This window comes from Pseudazoarcus sp. NS36 (genome assembly GCF_059703705.1).
This window is the reverse complement of the sequence record NZ_BAAKJA010000004.1, coordinates 262,707-281,669: the sequence shown is the minus strand read 5'-3', so window position 1 is coordinate 281,669 and position 18,963 is coordinate 262,707. Positions and strand designations below refer to the sequence as shown.

The window sequence follows — 18,963 nt, the reverse complement described above, 5'->3', positions numbered from 1 at the left end:
ACTCGCCGGACCTAGCCGAGTCCGCGCAACTCCCGCAGCAATACCGACAGGCTGGCCACATCGACCGTGACGCCACGCGCCTCGGTCACCAGCGCGCGGTAGCGCGCCAGCCGCTCTCCTCCCGTGTCGACGAAGGCGGCAACGCAAGCTTCGACCTCCTCGCCGTGTGCCAGCGCCATGGCCACCAGGCGTCGCGCCTCGGCCGCCAGATCGGCACGCAGGGCACCACGCGCCAGCGACGGCCAACGCGCGTCACTTTGCAGCGCGTCGATCTGCGCGGCGATCCACGGCAAGTCGAGCTCCGCAGACACGGCGAAATACAAGCGGCCGACCGCGATCTCGTCGCGATCATGCTCGCGCGCCAGCTCGACGATGTCGAGCGCCGGGCGCAGCCAGCGCAAGGCCGCGATGCGCTGCGCCAGTTCAGCAGGCACGCCATCGTCTGCGTGTTCCTCTGCCGCGCGGTCGAGCGATTCCCGCTCCCCGGCGGAGAGCAGTTCGGGCAATTGCGCGGCCAGTCTGGTCACGCCGGGGCCGAAGGCCTCGACCGTGGCCGACACCTGATCGAGCCAGCGTGGCGTACGCAGCAGCCACAGCGTGGCACTGCGCGAGAGCTTCAACGCCTCGATCAGCAGCGTGTTCTGGCGCGCGGCCGGGACGAGACTATCGAGCGCCTCGATGTCCCGCCAGCACGGCACCAGTCCGAATATCTCGCGCACCGCCAGCCAGGCCCGCACAATCTGCGGCACGGAATGGCCGGTCTCGTCGCGGATACGGTCGACAAAGCTCGCGCCGACGCGATTGACCATGGTGTTGACGACATGGGTGGCGACGATCTCGCGCCGCAAGGCGTGGCGGCCGATGGCTTCGAAGTAATGCTCACGCAGTGGCTGCGGAAAGTAGCGCCACAACGCACCGGCCACCCAGGCATCGTCCGGCACGTCCGAGGCCAGCACTTCGTCGTACAGCTCGATCTTGGCGTAGGCCAGCAACACCGCCAGCTCCGGCGCGACCAATCCGCCACCGGCAGCGCGTCGCTCGAGCAGTTCCTCGTCCAGCGGCAGGTATTCCAGTTTGCGATTGAGCCGGCCGGCGTGCGCCAGACGGCGCAACGTGCCGGCGTGCTCGTCGAGCACCTGCGCGGCGCCGGTGCCCATCATTTCCAGCACCTGTCCCTGGCCATAGTTGTCGCGCAGCACGAGTTGCGCAACCTCTTCGGTCATCTCTTCAAGCAGCGCATCGCGCGCTTCGCGCTCCAGTGCGCCTTCACGCACGATCTCGCCAAGCAGGATCTTGATGTTCACCTCGTGGTCCGAGCAATCGACGCCACCGGAGTTGTCGATGGCATCGGTATAGATGCGTCCGCCGGCCAGTGCGTACTCGATGCGCGCACGCTGCGTGAAGCCGAGGTTGCCGCCCTCACCGACCACGCCCGCACGCAGCTCGCCACCACTCACCCGCACGGCGTCGTTGGCACGGTCGCCCACCTCGGCGTCGCTCTCGACGGTGGCCTTCACATAGGTGCCGATGCCGCCGTTGTAGAGCAGATCCACCGGCGCCCGCAGGATCGCGCGGATCAGTTCGGCCGGCGTCAGGTGTTCCGCCTCGACAGCCAGCAGCGCGCGCACCTCCGGCGACAGCGCTATCGACTTGGCGCTGCGCGGCCACACGCCGCCGCCGGCCGAGATCAGCGATTTATCGTAGTCGTCCCAGCTGGAACGTGGCAGCGCGAACAGGCGCGCACGCTCGTCCCACGACTTCGCCACGTCCGGTGCCGGGTCGAGGAAGATGTGACGGTGATCGAAGGCGGCCACCAGGCGGATGTGTTTGGACAGCAGCATGCCGTTGCCGAACACGTCGCCCGACATGTCGCCGATGCCTGCGACGGTGAAATCCTCGTTCTGGATGTCGCGCCCCAAAGCGCGAAAGTGGCGCTTGACCGACTCCCACGCCCCGCGCGCAGTGATGCCCATCTTCTTGTGGTCGTAACCAGCCGAGCCGCCGGAGGCGAAGGCATCGCCCAGCCAGAAACCGTATTCCGCAGCCACCGCGTTGGCGTGGTCCGAGAAGGTGGCTGTGCCCTTGTCGGCGGCGACCACCAGATAGGGGTCGTCACCGTCATGACGCACGATGTCGGTCGGCGGCACGATCGCGCCGCCGATGAGGTTGTCGGTCAGATCGAGCAGACCGGACAGGAACAGGCGGTAGCAGGCCAGACCCTCGGCCTGAAAGGCTTCACGTCCGCCGTCGAGCGGCGGATTACGCACGACGAAGCCCCCCTTGGAGCCGACCGGCACGATCACCGCGTTCTTGACGATCTGCGCCTTCACCAGTCCCAGCACCTCGGTGCGGAAATCCTCCATGCGGTCGGACCAGCGCAAGCCGCCGCGCGCGACCTTGCCGCCGCGCAGATGCACACCTTCGACGCGTGGCGAGGACACGAAGATCTCGAACATCGGTCGCGGCTCGGGCAGGCCCGGCACGGCCTGCGGGTCGAGCTTGAAGGCCAGCACCGGGCGTGGCGTACCGTCCGCGCGGCGCGCAAACCAGTTGGTGCGCAGCGTGGCCAGGATCAGTGCAAGGTACTGGCGCAGGATGCGGTCTTCGTCGAGGCTCTGCACTGCTTCGAGCTCGTGTTCGATCTGGGTACGGATGTGTTCGCAATCCGTCTCGCGGTCGGCCTCGCCGGCCGGATCGAAGCGCCGCGCGAAAAGCGCCACCAGCGCGCGCGCAATGCGCGGCTGCGCAGCCAGCGCCTGCTCCATGTAGGCCTGACTGAACGGGAAAGTCGCCTGACGCAGATAACGCGCATAGGCGCGCAACACGCCGACTTCACGCCAGGTCAGGCCGGCCAGCAAGGTCAGGCGGTTGAACTCGTCGTTGTCGGCATCGCCGCGCCAGATGCGCTGAAAAGCGTCCTCGAACAAGGGGCGCAGGCGTTCGACGTCGGGCTCCACGCCAGCCGGCAACGCCAGGCCGAAATCGTGAATCCAGGCGCGTACATTGCCCGTCAGTTGCAGCTGCGCCGGCTGCTCATCCGTGACGACCACGCCCATGCGTTCGAGCATGCGCAGGCTGCGCGACAGCGAGACCGGCGCATCAAGTCGGTACAGCTTGAAGCGCAACCGGGCGTCCGACCCGCCCTGCGGACGAAACAGATGCAGGCCGAGGTCGTCGGCACCGCCCAGCGCATCGAGCTGCTTCAGGTCGGCCACCGCTTCGTCGATGCCGGTCTGTTCGCGGTAGCCCGCGGGAAAAGCCTCGCCCCAGCGCTTGCATAGTTCAAGGCCACGCGTCTCGCCACGCTCGGCAATCAATGCCTCGCGCAGCGCATCCTGCCAACGACGCGCGACCTCGACGATGCGGCGTTCGATGTCCGCCGGATCGTGCGCCGGAATCGATCCCTGCGTGCGGATGGCAAACAGGATGCGCGCCAGCGGCGCGTCCGACAGCACGACGTCGAACTCCGCCGAGGCGCCGTCGAAGGCGGCCATCAGCACCGACTGGATGCGTTTGCGCTGCTCGGTGTCGTAGTGCTCGCGCGGCACGTACACCAGGCAGGAAACGGAGCGTCCGAACGGGTCACAACGCAGAAACAGGCGCGTGCGCTGGCGCTCGCCCAGTTTCAGGATGCCGATGGCGTGCTCGAAGAGGGTGTCGACGTCGATCTGGAACAGTTCGTCGCGCGGGTAGCGCTCCAGGATCACGCGCAAGGCCTTGTCGGCATGACTGCCGCGCAGCAGCCCGGCACGCTCGACCACCGTCGCAACCTTGCGTCGCAGCACGGGGATGTCCCACGGGCTCGCGCTGTACGCCGTCGACGCAAACAGGCCGAGGATGCGCCGCTCACCCAGCACGCGACCCTGCGCATCAAAACTGCGCACGGCAATGTGGTCGGCGTGGCCGGCACGATGCACGGAGGCGCGTGTGGCCGATTTGGTGATGGTCAGCAGCGGCGCCTGTGCAGCTTGCGCCCGCAACTCTTCAGGCAGTGCCGCGAAACTCGCAGAGACCGTTTCGTCGCCATGCTCGCGCAGCAGTCCCAGGCCGGAACCGGCTTCGACATCAAGACGCTCCCCGGCCCCGATGAGGCGGTAATCACGGCAACCGAGCAGCACGAAATTGTCGGCCAGCACCCATTCGAGCAAAGCGCGCGCCTCGTCCGCGTCGGCTTGCCCGGAGGCCAGACCTGCCGCACTTGCGGCCACGCGCTCACGCATCGCTGGCCAGTCGCCAACCACCGCACGCACATCCGCCAGCACCTCGACAATGCCCCGCGCAAGATCGGCGCAGTCTGCCTCGTTGCCGAGCCGGTCGACTTCGATATGCATCACTGATTCACGCAGGCCACCCTCGCCGCCGACCTCCTGCAGGCTTCCGTCGGAAGCGCGCCGCAGATGCAGCACGGGATGGACGAACGCATGCACGGCCAGCCCGCGCCGGCTCAGCTCCATGCCCACCGAATCGACCAGGAAAGGCATGTCGTCATTGACGATGCGCAAGACGCTGTGTGGCGAACTCCAGCCATGGGTGTCGCTGGCCGGATCCTCGACATGCACGCACGGCTCACCGGGAGTACGGTGCTGCAGCGCATGCCACAGCGCCCGCCCGGCACCTGCCAGATCGGCCGCTGTGCGGCCGGCGAGATCATCCGCGGAGAATCCGTCCAGCCAGGCACGCAGCACGCGGGCTGCAGCTTCATGCTCGGACGGAGGAATGGACTGGAGGAACAAGGCAGCGGCCTGATCGGCCACGGTGGTTACGTCACTGCTTCGGGTCATATGCGCTCCGGTCGGAAAAGCCGGCGCGACAGCAGCCCGCTCAGATGAGAGAGGGGCCGGAAACGATGCGCTCGGCGTCCTTTTCGGTGATGGGAATCGTGGCGTTTGCAATCACGTGGGCGACCAGCCACTCGCGCAGGCGATCTTTGCCGTCCGCCTCGAAGGCCTCGAACACGCAACCGGACTGCAGGCCATTGGCCCCTGCAAAGCAGTTGGCCACTTTCACCGTACCACGGATCTCGTCCGGTACTGCAGCACGGTGCAGCACGACCTGCATGCGCCGTCCGAGCTCAAGGCTGCCGGGCACGCCAAAGCCTTCGAGCGACAGATCGGACAGAGGCTGACGCTGGCCATCGACCATCGCCCAGAAGCATTCGCTGCCGCGGCGCAAGGCAAGAAAGCGCTGTTTGCCACGACGCTCGCCACCGCCGGATACGGACTCTTCGCGCAGCGCCTCTTCGCTCGTGTTGCGGATCATGCTCGCCCCCATGACGATGTCACCCACTCCGGCAGCCGCCGGCCGATGACAAAGGTATAGGCTTGCGCACGGGCTGACAAGCGCAAGCTGGTCAAGCGCCCTTGCGGATGCGCTCGACCAGCTGGTCGACCACTCGCAGGGTGTCGGCGTGGGAGCCGGCCATCGAGGCCGACGTCAGATAGCGGCCGCCAACTGCCATGGTCGGCACGCCCTGGATACGATAGGTGCGCGCCAGCTGGTCGGCACGCTGCACCAGCCCTTGGATGGCGAAGGAATTGTAGGTGTCCATGAACACTGCGGCATCAACACCCGTGCTGCCGATCCAGTCGCGCACTTCTGGCTCGGTGAACAGCGGACGCTTTTCGTCCTGCAGGGCAACGAAAACGGCGGGCTCCACCTGATCGAGTACGTTGGCACGCTCGGCCGCGTAGTACAGGCGCGCCAGCGCACGCAACTGCTCGCGCCCCCAGATGGCGGGCACCGGCGTGAAGCGCACGTCGTCGGGCAGCGACTTCTTCCACGTCTTGAGCAGCGGATAGAAATCACGGCAGTGCGGGCAGCCGTAATGGAAGAATTCCAGCACCTCGATCTTGCCGCTGGCGTCCTGCGGCACCTGCGTCGGCAGGACCTGGAAAGGCTCCTTGGCAAGCAGTACGGACGGGGTGGCGGAAAGGGCTGCGAAGGCAGCGGTGCTCTTGAGCATGAGACGGCGGTTCATGTCGATCGTCTTCCTCATCAGTTCGGATACGGACTTCGGACTGCCTTGCATGACGCGGGGTTCCACGCAGCAAGCAAAACTTACGGATTGGCCTGGACGACGTTGCCCGACACGCCGGCTGCCGCCAGACGTGAGCGCACCGAGGTCATGTCTTCAGGGCGCGCAAAGGGGCCGACACGCACGCGATGCACGACGCGTCCGTCGTCAAGCTGGGTGCGCTGGGCAACCGCCTCGATGCCGTTCAGGGCAAGCAGCGCCTTCATGTTGTCCGCCTCGGCGGGGTCTTCGAAGGCGCCGACCTGCAGATACAGCCTGTCTACACGCGGGGCCGTCTGTCCGGTCGGCGTAGTGGCCGGCGCCGGCGCGGGGGCCTGGGCGCCGCCTTCACCTTGCGGCAACACGGTATAGAAATCGAAATCGCGGTTGCCCGTAACCGGGCGATCACCCGGCTTGCCGGGCAAGGCCACCGGCTCGGCTCCGTTACCGCCCGGCACCGCAACCCGCTGAGGCGTCTGGAACGGAGAGGTGCGCGTCAGCAGCCAGGCAGAGCCCGCCGCCAGCAGCGCACCGAGCGCCAGACCGACGAGCAGACCGGTGATCACGCCGCTGCCCTTGCGGGGCGCTTTCGCGGTCAGTCTGCGGGGCGTACGGCGGGGCGAGGAATCACGAGCCATGGGGCCCTCCGAAGGGTTTACATCGACTCCGGCGCGGAAACACCGAGCAGGGAGAGGCCGTTGGCGAGCACGCGTCGCACGGCACTGGCCAGCGCCAGCCGCGCCAGCTTGACGGCTTCGTCATCAACCAGCATGCGCTCGGCGTTGTACCAGGCGTGGAAGTCCCCCGCCAGATCCTTGAGGTAGAACGCGATCTGGTGCGGCGCGTAATCCCCGGCGGCATTCTGCACCAGTTCGCCGAAGGCACCGAGCCGCGCACACAGCGCCAGCTCACGCTCGCCGGCCAGCGGCGCGAGGTCCGCCTCGGCCAGATCCGACTCGACACCGCCCCACTGCTGCAGCACCGAGCACACGCGCGCGTGGGCGTACTGGATGTAATACACAGGGTTCTCGTTGCTCTGGCTCTTGGCCAGATCCAGGTCGAAATCCAGATGCTGGTCGCTCTTGCGCAGCACGTAGAAGAAGCGGCAGGCGTCATTGCCGACTTCGCGGCGCAGCTCGCGCAGCGTCACGAAATCGCCCGAACGGGTAGACATCGAGGCCTTCTGGCCATTGCGGTACAACACCGCAAACTGCACCAGCGACACGTCGAGCTTCTCCGGCGGCAGCTCCAGCGCCGTGATGGCCCCTTTGACGCGGGCAATGTAGCCGTGGTGGTCGGCACCCCAGATGTCGATGACGCGATCAAAGCCGCGCTCGTACTTGTTCAGGTGATAGGCAATGTCGGATGCGAAATAGGTGAACTGGCCGTTCTCGCGCTGCACCACGCGATCCTTCTCGTCACCGAAATCGGTCGAACGGAACCACTTCGCGCCGTTCTGCATGTAGAGGTGCCCACGCCGTTCCAGCTCGGCGACGGCCCGCGCCACCAGTCCGGTGTCGAACAGGCTTTTCTCCGAGAACCACTGGTCGAAATGCACGCCGAACTCGCCCAGGTCCTCGCGGCAATCGCCCAGCTGCTCGTTCAATGCAAAGCCATGCACCCAGGCGTAGTCCTCGCCGAGCAGCCGCTTGGCGTTGGCAATCAGTGCATCCAGATGCAGTTCGCGCTGACGCCCCGCTTCATCATCCTTGCGCGCGGCATCGGGCAGACCGGGCGTACCGGCAAGCACGTCGGCGGCACTGACCTTCGCGAAACGATCCTGGTGGCCGTCGCGCAATTCGCGCGCCATGCCCACCACGTAGTCACCCTGGTAGCCGTTGGGCGGAAACGGCACTTCGATGTCGAACAAGGCCAGATAGCGCAGCCAGGTCGACGTGCCGAGGATGTCCATCTGCCGACCGGCGTCGTTGATGTAGTACTCGCGGGTGACGTCATAGCCGGCGAAATCCAGCACCGAGCACAGCGATGCGCCATAGGCCGCGCCGCGACCATGACCGACGTGCAAGGGGCCGGTGGGGTTGGCCGAGACGAACTCGACCTGCACCTTCAGCTGCTTGCGCTCACCGCGCCCGAACGCCTCACCACGCGACAGCACCTCACGCACCACCGAGGTCTTGGCGTCAGACGCCAGCGTGAAGTTGATGAAGCCGGCGCCCGCGATCTCGACCTTCGAAACCAGGCTCGACTTGGGCAGCTCCTGCATCAGCAAGGCCGCCAGCTCGCGCGGGTTGCGGCGCAAGGGCTTGGCCAGCTGCAACGCAAGGTTGGTGGCAAAGTCGCCATGGCCCGCCTGCTTCGGACGCTCGAGATGAACCGGGGTATCGACCTGGTCCGGGGCAACGCTCGCCAGCGCGGCGTGCAGCAGTTGTGCGATGTGGGTCCTGGGATCGGCGCTCATTGACTGGGGCGAAAAAGGAAAGACCCGAATTATATCGGAAGCCTCCACCCTATCCCGAACCGCCACACAATTTGACACCTGTCACCGCCGACCGACGTCACCCGTGGCAACGCGATGTTGCGCACTTACTTGGCGACAAACTTGCACACAAGATGTGCGCACCCCGTTTTTACCGACCCACAACCGGGCGTGATCACCCGGCTCCTCTGCGCAAGCCTGCAAACGTGCTGCACGGACAGATCCCCCGCCCCCAGCAAGCCGCACAACCCAGACCAAAGTCATACCTCCATGCTGTGCAAGGGCATGCGGAACGTACGGATGCCATCCGGGTTGCCGCCCGGAGCATGCCGTTCGCAAAACGGCGATCAATCCGGCTGATCCCCGAAATCCCTTTGTTTATTGGCATCAATCCTGCTCAAGAGGCTTACCGAACCAGCGGAGCCCATCATGGAAGCAGCAGTAACCACAAGCGTGGAGAGCGCCGTCAAAAGCGGAAGCGACACGGCCATTTCACTCAAGCGCCTCAAGAAGACGTTCGAGGATGACGAGGGCAATCTCGTCGAGGTCATCCGCGACATCACGCTCGACATCAAGGACCAGGAGTTCATCAGCATCGTCGGGCCCAGCGGCTGCGGCAAGACGACGATGTTCAACATCATCGCCAACCTGATCGAGCCGACCTCCGGCGATATCGTGCTGCGCAAAGGATGGCCCAAGAGCAAGCGTGGCTCGCAGATCGGCTACATGCTGCAGCGCGACCTGCTGTTCCCGTGGCGCACGATCCTCGAGAACGTCACGCTGGGGCTGGAACTGACCGGCATGTCCAAGGCCGAGCGCCACGCCAAGGGGCGCGACTACCTGTCGCGCTACGGACTGGGTGACTTCGCCAACGCCTACCCGCACTCGTTGTCGGGTGGCATGCGCCAGCGCGCGGCACTGATCCGCACGCTGATCACCGACCCCGACATCATCCTGCTGGACGAGCCCTTCTCGGCGCTCGACTACCAGACCCGCCTCGTACTCGAGGACGAAATCGTTTCGATCCTGCGCGAGTTCGGCAAGACCGTGGTGCTGATCACCCACGACATCGGCGAGGCCATCGCCATGTCCGACCGCATCGCCGTGATGACCCAACGCCCGACCATGGTCAAGAAGCTCTATGACGTCGGCCTGTCACGCGAGCACGGCTCGTGCATCAGGGCTCGCAGCGACACCCGCTACCAGAACCTGTTCGACACGATCTGGGCCGACCTCGACATCCAGCTGGGAGCCAAACACCCATGAGCACCTCACTTACCTCGACCGACGGCGCCCGCAAGCGCAAGGTGTTGTCGGACCGCAAGCGCAAGGCCCGACAGGTCTTCCTGCAGGACAACCTCGCACGTCTGCTGCTGATCGCAGTCGTGCTGTTCCTGTGGCAGGTCGGCGTCAACCACAAGCTCATCGATCCGTTCCTGATGGGTTCGCCGCTGGGCATTGCTTCCGAGGCCTGGCGCATGATCGGCACCGGCCAGCTGCTGACCGACACCATCGCCACGGTGAACGCCACCGTAACCGGCTTTCTCGGCGGCAGCATCCTCGGCTCGCTGTTCGGCCTGCTGCTGTGGTACGCCAAGCGGCTGGCACGCATCCTCGACCCGTTCTTCATTGCGCTCAACGGCCTGCCCAAGATCTCGCTGGCGCCGATGATCATCATCTGGTTCGGCTCGGGCATGTTCTCGAAGGTCGCGCTGGCCTTCATTGCCACCTTCGTGGTGGCCGTGCTGACGGCCTATCAGGGCACGCACCAGATCGACCAGAACCTGGTGAACATGATGCGTTCGCTCGGCGCCACCAAGCGCCAGATCTTCGCCAAGCTGGTCATGCCGGCCACCATGCCGTGGATCATCTCCGCATTCCGTCTGAATATCGGTTTCGCCCTGATCGCCGAGATCGGCGGCGAGTTCATCGCCTCTGACAAGGGTCTTGGGCGGCTGATCTTCGTCAATGGCAACCTCTTCAATCTCAATGCCGTATGGGTAGGCGTATTCGCCCTGATGGTGGTTGCCGCCACGCTCTACCTCGCCATTTCCGAGATCGAGAAGCGTCTGTTCTCGTGGTCCAAACACTGATTTACCCCCACCCCAAGGAGTACGTGTCATGAAGCAACTGACGAAACTGTTGAGTGCAGCACTGGTATCCCTCCCGCTGCTGGCCGGCGGGCAGAACGCCCAGGCGAAAGACACCATCCTCATCGCCGAGGCCTTCCACTCCCTGCTCTACCTGCCGGTGTATGTGGCTCGCCACGAAGGGCTCTTCGCCAAGCACGACATCGATGTGCCGGTGGTGCGTTCGGCCGGTTCCGGTCCCGTCGCGTTGGCTTCGGTGCTGTCGGGCGAAGCGCAATTCTCGGTGCATGGTCCGGAGCACGTCGGCTTTGCCCGCGAGCGCGGTGGTCAGGCCCGCGCCATCAGTGCGGTCGCCAACAGCGCGCCGGTGTGGGTGCTGGCCAAGCAGGACGTGAAATTCGACGGCCCGGCCGACTTCAAGGGCAAGCGCGTGGCTGTCGGCCTCGCCCCCGGAACCTCCAACACCCTGCTCAAGCGCATCCTGCAGGACAACAAGCTGGAGTGGGGCAAGGACGTGAAAGTGACCGAAGTGCAGAACATGCTTGAGCTCGGTCCGGTGCTGGCCGGCAGCGCCGACATCGCCGTGGCCTACCAGCCGCTGGTCGAGCAAGGCCTGGCGCAGGGCCTGAAGATGGTTCACGACTTCACCGCGGACTACCCCGAGTACGCCTTCTCGACCATCAACGTGGCGCAGAAGACCATCGACACCAACCCCGATCTGGTGAAGCGCTTCGTGCAGGCCATCAATGACGCGCTGACGCTGATGCATGCCAACCCCGATGCGGCCAAGGCCGTGGCCCGCAAGGAGTTCGACAGTCTGGACGCCACCACCGTCAATGCCGCCGTGCAGCGCATGATCGACAGCAAGGTCTATCCGCCGTCCGTGCTGATCACCGAGAAGGCCTTCAAGAACGCCATCGGCATGCAGCAGTTCGTCGGCAACATCAAAGGCGAGATGCACTACGCCGATCTCGTTGACCCGAGCTTCGCCAAGAGCGCGATGGGGCAGTAAGTCCCTTCCGGCGCGCCGGCACTCGCTGGCGCGCCTCCCTTACCCGAATCCTCCGGAGTCTCCGCAAGATGCTTCCCCGCTCCATCAGTGCCCTGCGCACCCTGTACGCCCAACGTGCGATCAGCCCTTCCGAAGCGCTGGCCGAATTCCTGACTGTCATCGAGCGCAAGGAACCCACCGTCAAGGCCTGGACACAACTGCACCTCGACGCGGCCAAAGCCCGCGCCCGGGAGCTCGACCAGATGCTGCAGCGCGTGGCCGAACTGCCTCCGCTGTTCGGCGTGCCCTACGGCGCCAAGGACATCTTCCACACCAAAGGCTGGCGCACGGAAGCCGGCTCGAAGGTGATCGCCGGTGAGGTGTCGCAGCAAGACGCCACCGTCGTGCGTCTGCTGCATGCTCAGCAGACCATCCTGCTCGGTAAGACCACCACCACCGAATTCGCCAACTGGGGCGGCCCGCCGCCGACCACCAACGCATGGAACGCCGGTCACACGCCGGGCGGCTCAAGCAGCGGTTCCGCAGCCGCCGTGGCCAGCGGCATGGTGCCCTTTGCCCTCGGCACGCAAACCTCGGGCTCGTTGAGCCGGCCAGCCGCCTTCAACGGCCTGACCGTGCTGAAGGCCACCTACGGCCGAGTCAGCAAGCACGGCGTGATTCCGGCCAGCCATGCGCTCGATCACATCGGCGCCTTCACGCGCAACGTCGCCGACACGGTGCTGTTCTACAACGCCGTCGCCGGCCCAGACCCGCTCGACCCCACCACCCTGCCGCAGGCGCCGACGCCGCTGAGCGTGCGCGCCGCCGGGCCGATGACGCTGGGCGTGCTCGACACGGCCTACTTCCGCGACGCCGAACCCGAAGTGCTCACGCAGTATGCAAGGGCGCTGGAGACCTTCGCTGCCGCAGGCTACCGCGTGATCGAAGTCCCGACGCCCGAAGGCTTCGAGGCCGCCGTGGCGGCCCACGCCGTCGTGATGCAGGCTGAAGTCGCGCAGTATCACCGCGGCCACTTCGCCGAGCGCGCCGCGCTGTACAGCGACTACCTGCGCGAGTACATCCGCGAGGGCCTGACCATCACCGCCGACCGCTACATTGATGCGCAGGCCACGCGGCAGCGCTATCGCGCGGCCTTCGCCACGGCGTTCTCCGAGGCCGACCTGATCGCCACCCCGGCCGCACCCAGCACGGCGCCACAAGGTCAAACCGCCACCGGCTCCCCGGCCTTCAACCAGCCCTTCAGCAACCTCGGCGTCCCCACGCTGACCATGCCCAACGGCTTTGCCGGCAACGGCCTGCCGACCGGCCTGCAGCTGATCGCGCCATTGCAGCAAGAGCAGCGGCTGATCGACGCCGGCGTGCACTTCCAGTCGAACACCGACTGGCACATGCGCCTGCCGGACTGAGCAGCGATGCACACCCTGCCCCTGATCTGGCTGGGCTACGCCGCCATCGGCGCCTTCTCCGGCCTGCTCGCGGGCACCTTCGGCATCGGGGGTGGCTTTGTCGTCATCCCCGCGCTGCTGGTGGTGTTCGGCCTGCAAGGGGTGGCTCCGGAAGTGACCATGCACCTCGCCATCGGCACCTCGCTGGCCTCCATCGTGGTGTCGGGCGCGGCCGCGGCGCTGTCGCATCACCGTCACGGCAACGTGTTGCTGCACCGCCTGCGCCAACTGCTGCCCGGCCTGCTGGGCGGTGCAATCCTCGGCGTATTCGTCGCTAGCTCGCTCAGCGGCGGCACGCTGAGAGCCGGCTTCGGCGCATTCCTGGTGCTGCTTGCGCTGCATCGGATGAGCGGCTGGCCGCGCGTGGCCGGCCGGGCGCCACCGGGTGCCGCGCCGACCGTCGTTGCCGGCGGCGTCATCGGCGGCACCTCCGCACTGTTCGGCATCGGCTGCGGCATGCTCACCATTCCCTGGCTGAGCCGCTGCGGCGATCCCCTCAAGCAGGCCATCGGCACGGCCGCAGCCTGCGGCGCGCCCACGGCATTGATCGGCACCATCACCTTCGTCGCGGTCGGCTGGAACGATCCCGCCCTGCCGAGCGGCGCGACCGGATACGTGATGTGGCCAGCACTGCTCGGCATCGTTCTGGCCAGCATTCCTTTCGCACATCTAGGCGCCGTGGTCGCGCGGGCCGCCTCGCCGGTGCTGCTCAACCGCGTGTTTGCCATACTGATGCTGGGCGTGGGCTTGCGGCTGTTGCTGAGCGAACTGCTCTAGCCTCGCGGGAGCAGCGCCCGGTATTACGACGCAGCGGCCAGACAGAAGCGACATCAAGCACCCGGAAACGCTGCATCATTACGTTTCGCTCACGATGACTAGGCATGACAGATCGAACGGTGAAAACACAGACCAACGCCCTGGCCGAGCAGATCTACCAGGCCATCAAGCAGAGCATCTTCAACTTCGAGTACTTGCCCGGAGATCGTTTTACCGAGCAGGAAATCGCGGCACGCTTCAGCGTATCCCGCACTCCGGTGCGCGATGCGCTGTACCGGCTCGAACGCGAGGGCTTCCTGCAGGTCGCCTTCCGCAGCGGCTGGCATGTGCGCCCCTTCGACTTCCAGCGCTTCGGCGAGCTGTACGATGTGCGCATCCTGCTTGAAGTCGCAGCCGTCACGCAGCTCTGCCAGACCGGCGACCCGACCGAACTCGACCCGCAACGCCAGATCTGGTGCGTGAAGCGGGCCGAACGCATTACCGATGGCCCGCAGGTTCACCTGCTCGACGAAGCCTTTCACCAGAGCCTGATCGCCACCACAGGCAACCGTGAAATGGCCCGCATGCACCAGGAAATCACCGAGAAGATCCGCATCATCCGCCGGCTCGACTTCATCTCTGAACGGCGCATCCAGACGACCTACGACGAGCACCAGCAGATCCTCGACCTGCTGCGCAAACGCAAGACCACCGAGGCGGCGATCGCGATCCGGGCGCACATCGAGGCCAGCAAGGCCGAGGTGCAGAAGATTACCCTGCACATGCTGCACGAGGCCCGCGCCAAGCTCTCGTCCAGCATCGCGCCCACGCCCGACATCGCCCCCCGCGGACAACGGGCCACCAGCACAGCCGGATCCGACTCGTAGCCAACGGGCGAAGCGTCCTTTCCCCGCTGCCCGCTTCCGGCTAAAGTCGCAGCTTTCCGACCGCATCGAGCCACCGTGCGCATTTTCCGCCTTGCCAGGATCATTCTTGTAAGCCTTCGCTTCGGGCTCGACCGCATCGTGCTCGACGTCGATGCCAGTGGCCGGCTGGCGAAAGTCTGGAAGGTGTTTTTCTTCTGGCGCAGCTTCTCCGAGCCGCGTGCGGTGCGGCTGCGTCGCGCGCTCGAATCGCTCGGGCCGATCTTCGTGAAGTTCGGCCAGATGCTGTCCACGCGCCGCGACCTGCTGCCTCCGGATGTCGCTGACGAGCTGGCCTTGCTGCAGGACCGCGTGCCGCCCTTCCCGACCGCGCAAGCCGTCGCGCTGCTCGAAGAGTTCTACGGCCAGCCGGTAGACGAGGTGTTCCGCCGCTTCGAACGTGAGCCGGTGGCCTCGGCCTCGGTCGCGCAGGTGCATTTCGCCGAGCTGCCCGATGGCACCGAGGTGGCCATCAAGATCCTGCGACCCGGCATCGAGCGCGTCATCGCGCACGACATCGCACTGCTCGAAAGCGCGGCGATGCTGCTCGACGCGCTGTGGATCGAAGGCCGGCGCCTGAAACCGCGCGAGGTCGTCGCCGAGTTCTCCAAGCACCTGAACGACGAGCTCGACCTGATGCGCGAGGCGGCCAATTGCTCACAGTTGCGGCGCAACTTTGCCGATTCGAAGCTGCTCGTCGTGCCGGAGGTGCATTGGGACTGGTGCGGGCGCAGCGTGATGGTGATGGAGCGCATGCACGGCGTGCCGATCTCGCAGAACGAGGCGCTGCTGGCGCAGGGCACGGATCTGTCCGCGCTGTCACGCGCGGGCGTGGAGATCTTCTTCACGCAGGTCTTCCGCGACGGCTTCTTCCATGCCGACATGCACCCCGGCAACATCCTGGTGCATCGCGACGGGCGCTACATCGCGCTCGACTTCGGCATCATGGGAACGCTCAACGAAGAGGACAAGAACTACCTCGCACAGAACTTTCTGGCCTTCTTCAAGCGCGACTACCGCCGCGTGGCGCTCGCCCACATCGAGGCCGGCTGGGTGCCGGCCAAGACCCGGGTGGAAGACTTCGAGGCGGCCATCCGCACCGTGTGCGAGCCGATCTTCGACCGGCCGCTGAAAGAGATTTCCTTCGGCAAGACCTTGCTGCGCCTGTTCCAGACCGCGCGTCGCTTCGAGATGGAAGTACAGCCGCAACTCGTGCTGCTGCAGAAGACGCTGCTCAACATCGAAGGCCTGGGCCGCCAGCTCGACCCCGACCTGGACCTGTGGAAGACGGCCAAACCGTTTCTGGAGCGCTGGATGGGCGAGCAGCTTGGCCTGCGTGGCTTTGGGCGCGCGTTGCAGACCGAAGCACCGCACTGGGCCACCACACTGCCGCAGCTACCCCGTCTGGTGCATGCCGCGCTGCTCGACGCCGACCAGCAGCGTCGCAACCGCGCCGCCGAACATGAACGGATCGCCGCCACGCAGAAACGCCAGGGGCGCCTGCTCGGCCTGATTGGCGTGCTGCTGACGGTGCTGGTGGCACTGGAGCTGTACGTCCGTCTGAGCCCCTGATGCCGAACGCGTAATCCGCCCGCGGCGCGCTCCGGGCTGGCGCAATCATTGCTACACTTTCGCGCACCGAATTTCCGTCCCGTCACCTCTTTCCGGATGATCCGCACATGCTGCTGTGGCTCGTGATTGCCTACCTCGTCGTGTCCGTTGCCATCGGCCTGTATGCGGCCACACGCGTGCACAACGCGCGTGACTACATCGTGGCCGGGCGCAACCTGCCCTTCATATTCGTGCTGGCCATGGTGTTCGCCACGTGGTTCGGCGCCGAAACCGTGCTGGGCATTTCGGCGACCTTCATCGACGAAGGTTTCCGCGGCCTGATCTCAGACCCGCTCGGCGCCTCGCTGTGCCTGATACTGTTCGGCCTGATCTTCGCCCGCCCGCTGTACCGCATGAATTTGCTGACGCTGGGCGACTTCTTCCGCGTGCGCTACAACCGCCGCACCGAAGTCGCGCTGTCGCTGGCCATCATCATTTCCTACCTCGGCTGGGTCGGCGCGCAGATGGCCGCCCTCGGGCTGGTCTTCAACGTGCTCTCCGACGGCGCGATTTCGATCAACCAGGGCGTATTCATCGGCGCCGGCGTGGTGCTGGTCTACACCCTGTTCGGCGGCATGTGGTCGGTGGCACTGACGACCTTCGTGCAGATGATCGTCATCATCCTGGGCCTGATGTATGTCACCTATCTGGCGGGCGACATGGCCGGTGGATTCAACACCGTGATTTCCAAGGCGGCCGCCGAGGGCAAGTTCGAGTTCCTGCCCAGCCTGGACATGATCGACATGCTGGGCTGGATTGCCGCGCTGTTCACCATGGCGCTCGGCTCCATCCCGCAACAGGACGTGTTCCAGCGCGTGAACGCCTCGAAAAACGAGCGCATCGCCGTATGGGGCACCACCATCGGCGGCATCTCCTACTTCTTCTTCGCCGCCGTGCCGCTGTTCCTGGCCTACTCCGCAACCCTCATCGACCCGGCCATGGTCGAGCAGTTCATGGAAGTCGATTCGCAGCTGATCCTGCCCAGCCTGATCGTCAATTACATGCCGTTCGCCGCCCAGGTGGTGTTCTTCGGCGCGCTGCTGTCGGTCATCATGAGTACCGCCTCGGGCACGCTGCTGGCGCCGTCGGTGACCTTCTCCGAGAACATCCTGCGCGGCTTCTGGCCCTCCATGACCGACCGCCAGCTGCTCGCCAGCACACGTATCGCAGTCGCGGTGTTTGCCACGCTGGTCGCGGTGTATGCGGTGTCCACCGACGCCACCATCCACCACATGGTCGAGAGCGCCTACCGCATCACGCTGGCCGGCGCTTTCGTGCCGCTGGTCGCCGGCCTGTTCTGGAAGCGCGCCAACAACCTCGGCGCCACGCTGGCCATCGTGCTCGGCATCGGCACCTGGCTGGTGCTGGAGCTGTTCGTGCCGGAAGGCGACATCGAGCCGCAGCTGTTCGGGCTGGTGGTCAGCGCCATCGGCATGGTCATCGGCGGCTACGTCGGCGCACCGACCCATCACCGCCCGCACGCCGGCCACCACCACGCCGCGTCGGCCACGCATCACACGCCGCACCCATGACGATGCGCGGGGCGTTCTCCCGGTGAGTTTTGACGGCGCCCCCCCTCGTCTGCCGAAGTACCTCGCGGCCTGCTGCGCGCTGCTTATCGCCTACGCCTGCCTGCACCCCTTCGCCGGGTGGCAGGCCAGCGGGCTGCCGTGGTTCGACTACCTCACCGCCCCGTGGCCGAAATACCTGCGCACCGAAGACCTGGTGGTCAACGTGCTCGGCTACGTGCCACTCGGCTTCCTGCTCGTGCCGGCCCTGCCGCGCCGCTGGCATCCACTGGCAACGCTGCTGCTCGCCACGCTGCTCGGCACCTTGCTGAGCTTTGCCATCGAAAGCGCGCAGAACCTGCTGCCGACCCGTGTTTCGTCCAACGTCGACCTGGGCTGCAATGCACTCGGCACCCTGATCGGCGCAGCCGCCGGCGCGCTGTTCGGGCGCAGCCTGTTCGAGTCGGGCGGCGGCATTCAGCGTTGGCGGGCCAACAACGTCGTGCACGGGCGCAGCGGCGATCTGGGACTGATCCTGCTCGGACTGTGGCTGCTCGCGCAGGCCATGCCCGACAGCGCGCTGTTCGCCGCCGGCGACCTGCGCCGCCTGCTCGGCCTGCCGACCCCGATGCCCTTCCACCCGAAACCCTTCATCACCCTCGAAGCGGCCATGGTGGCCACCGGCCTGTTCGCCGTCGGGCTGTTCGCGCGCTGCATGCTGCAGGCCTCGCGTGCCTGGCCGGCACTGTTGCTGCTGGCGCTGGGCATCGCGATCAAGAGCGGTGCGACGAGCATGTTCGTGATCCCCGGCGACGCCTGGCTGTGGCTCACGCCGGGCACCCGCAACGGACTCATCGCCGGCACGGTCCTGCTCTTGGTGGCGCTGATGCTGCCGCGCGTGCTGCAGCACGCACTGGCCGGCATGGCCTTGCTCGGCACCGCCACGCTGGCCAACCTGATTCCGGAGAATCCGTATCTGCTCGGTTCTCCGCGCCTGATCTCCGGCACATTCGAGAACTTCCACGGCCTGATCCGCCTGATCTCGGGGACCTGGCCGCTGCTCGCGCTGGCCTACCTTTCCGCGCTCGGGTTATGGCGCGGCGAGCACCTGCACGACAGGTGACTCCGGCCACGGCGGTATAATCGCGGCTTGCTCCGGAGCACCGCG

General features: G+C 66.0%; 14 protein-coding genes. 9 read left to right on the top strand and 5 right to left on the bottom strand.

The genetic code is table 11. From position 1 onward, the window contains the following. Positions 1-11: 11 nt before the first annotated feature. From AC6H0R_RS08325 to argS, 5 genes are all read right to left on the bottom strand, one after another. Positions 12-4,781: an NAD-glutamate dehydrogenase gene (locus tag AC6H0R_RS08325; RefSeq protein WP_497580896.1), complete on the bottom strand. Its 4,770-nt coding sequence runs from the start codon at positions 4,779-4,781 to the stop codon at positions 12-14. A gap of 40 nt (positions 4,782-4,821) precedes the next feature. Beyond that, positions 4,822-5,259, bottom strand: coding sequence for a PilZ domain-containing protein (locus AC6H0R_RS08320; RefSeq protein WP_497580895.1), 438 nt, complete (start codon positions 5,257-5,259; stop codon positions 4,822-4,824). A 91-nt stretch (positions 5,260-5,350) separates the two neighbouring features. Further along, positions 5,351-5,977, bottom strand: coding sequence for a thiol:disulfide interchange protein DsbA/DsbL (locus AC6H0R_RS08315; RefSeq protein WP_497580894.1), 627 nt, complete (start codon positions 5,975-5,977; stop codon positions 5,351-5,353). Between the two features lie 80 nt (positions 5,978-6,057). Beyond that, a complete protein-coding gene (locus tag AC6H0R_RS08310) occupies positions 6,058-6,651 on the bottom strand; it encodes an SPOR domain-containing protein (RefSeq protein WP_497580893.1) in 594 nt (197 codons plus the stop codon). A gap of 17 nt (positions 6,652-6,668) precedes the next feature. After that, positions 6,669-8,432, bottom strand: a complete 1,764-nt coding sequence (gene argS, locus AC6H0R_RS08305; RefSeq protein WP_497580892.1) for an arginine--tRNA ligase — start codon at positions 8,430-8,432, stop codon at positions 6,669-6,671. 447 nt (positions 8,433-8,879) lie between these two features. Here argS and AC6H0R_RS08300 point away from each other — a divergent pair, with 447 nt between their 5' ends. The 9 genes from AC6H0R_RS08300 to AC6H0R_RS08260 all read left to right on the top strand — a co-directional run bounded on the left by AC6H0R_RS08300 (position 8,880) and on the right by AC6H0R_RS08260 (position 18,918). Next, entirely contained in the window at positions 8,880-9,716 is an 837-nt protein-coding gene (locus AC6H0R_RS08300) for an ABC transporter ATP-binding protein (RefSeq protein ID WP_497580891.1), read from the top strand. Continuing rightward, positions 9,713-10,543: an ABC transporter permease gene (locus AC6H0R_RS08295; protein ID WP_497580890.1), complete on the top strand. Its 831-nt coding sequence runs from the start codon at positions 9,713-9,715 to the stop codon at positions 10,541-10,543. Before AC6H0R_RS08300 ends, AC6H0R_RS08295 begins: the two co-directional genes overlap by 4 nt. Positions 10,544-10,571: 28 nt before the next feature. After that, the gene (locus tag AC6H0R_RS08290) at positions 10,572-11,552 is read left to right on the top strand and encodes an ABC transporter substrate-binding protein (RefSeq protein WP_497580889.1); all 981 of its coding nucleotides are present in this window, start codon (positions 10,572-10,574) and stop codon (positions 11,550-11,552) included. A gap of 68 nt (positions 11,553-11,620) precedes the next feature. Continuing rightward, a complete protein-coding gene (locus tag AC6H0R_RS08285) occupies positions 11,621-12,958 on the top strand; it encodes an amidase (protein ID WP_497580888.1) in 1,338 nt (445 codons plus the stop codon). Between the two features lie 6 nt (positions 12,959-12,964). Continuing rightward, positions 12,965-13,774: a sulfite exporter TauE/SafE family protein gene (locus AC6H0R_RS08280; protein WP_497580887.1), complete on the top strand. Its 810-nt coding sequence runs from the start codon at positions 12,965-12,967 to the stop codon at positions 13,772-13,774. Between the two features lie 104 nt (positions 13,775-13,878). After that, positions 13,879-14,640 carry a GntR family transcriptional regulator gene (locus tag AC6H0R_RS08275; protein WP_497580886.1) on the top strand — a complete coding sequence of 254 codons (762 nt, stop codon included), beginning with the start codon at positions 13,879-13,881 and terminating at the stop codon, positions 14,638-14,640. A gap of 75 nt (positions 14,641-14,715) precedes the next feature. Next, complete coding sequence (ubiB, locus tag AC6H0R_RS08270; RefSeq protein ID WP_497580885.1) at positions 14,716-16,248, top strand: ubiquinone biosynthesis regulatory protein kinase UbiB; 1,533 nt, start codon at positions 14,716-14,718, stop codon at positions 16,246-16,248. 107 nt (positions 16,249-16,355) lie between these two features. Beyond that, positions 16,356-17,819: a high affinity choline transporter 1 gene (locus tag AC6H0R_RS08265; RefSeq protein WP_497580884.1), complete on the top strand. Its 1,464-nt coding sequence runs from the start codon at positions 16,356-16,358 to the stop codon at positions 17,817-17,819. Between the two features lie 22 nt (positions 17,820-17,841). Beyond that, complete coding sequence (locus AC6H0R_RS08260; RefSeq protein ID WP_497580883.1) at positions 17,842-18,918, top strand: VanZ family protein; 1,077 nt, start codon at positions 17,842-17,844, stop codon at positions 18,916-18,918. Positions 18,919-18,963 lie beyond the last annotated feature (45 nt).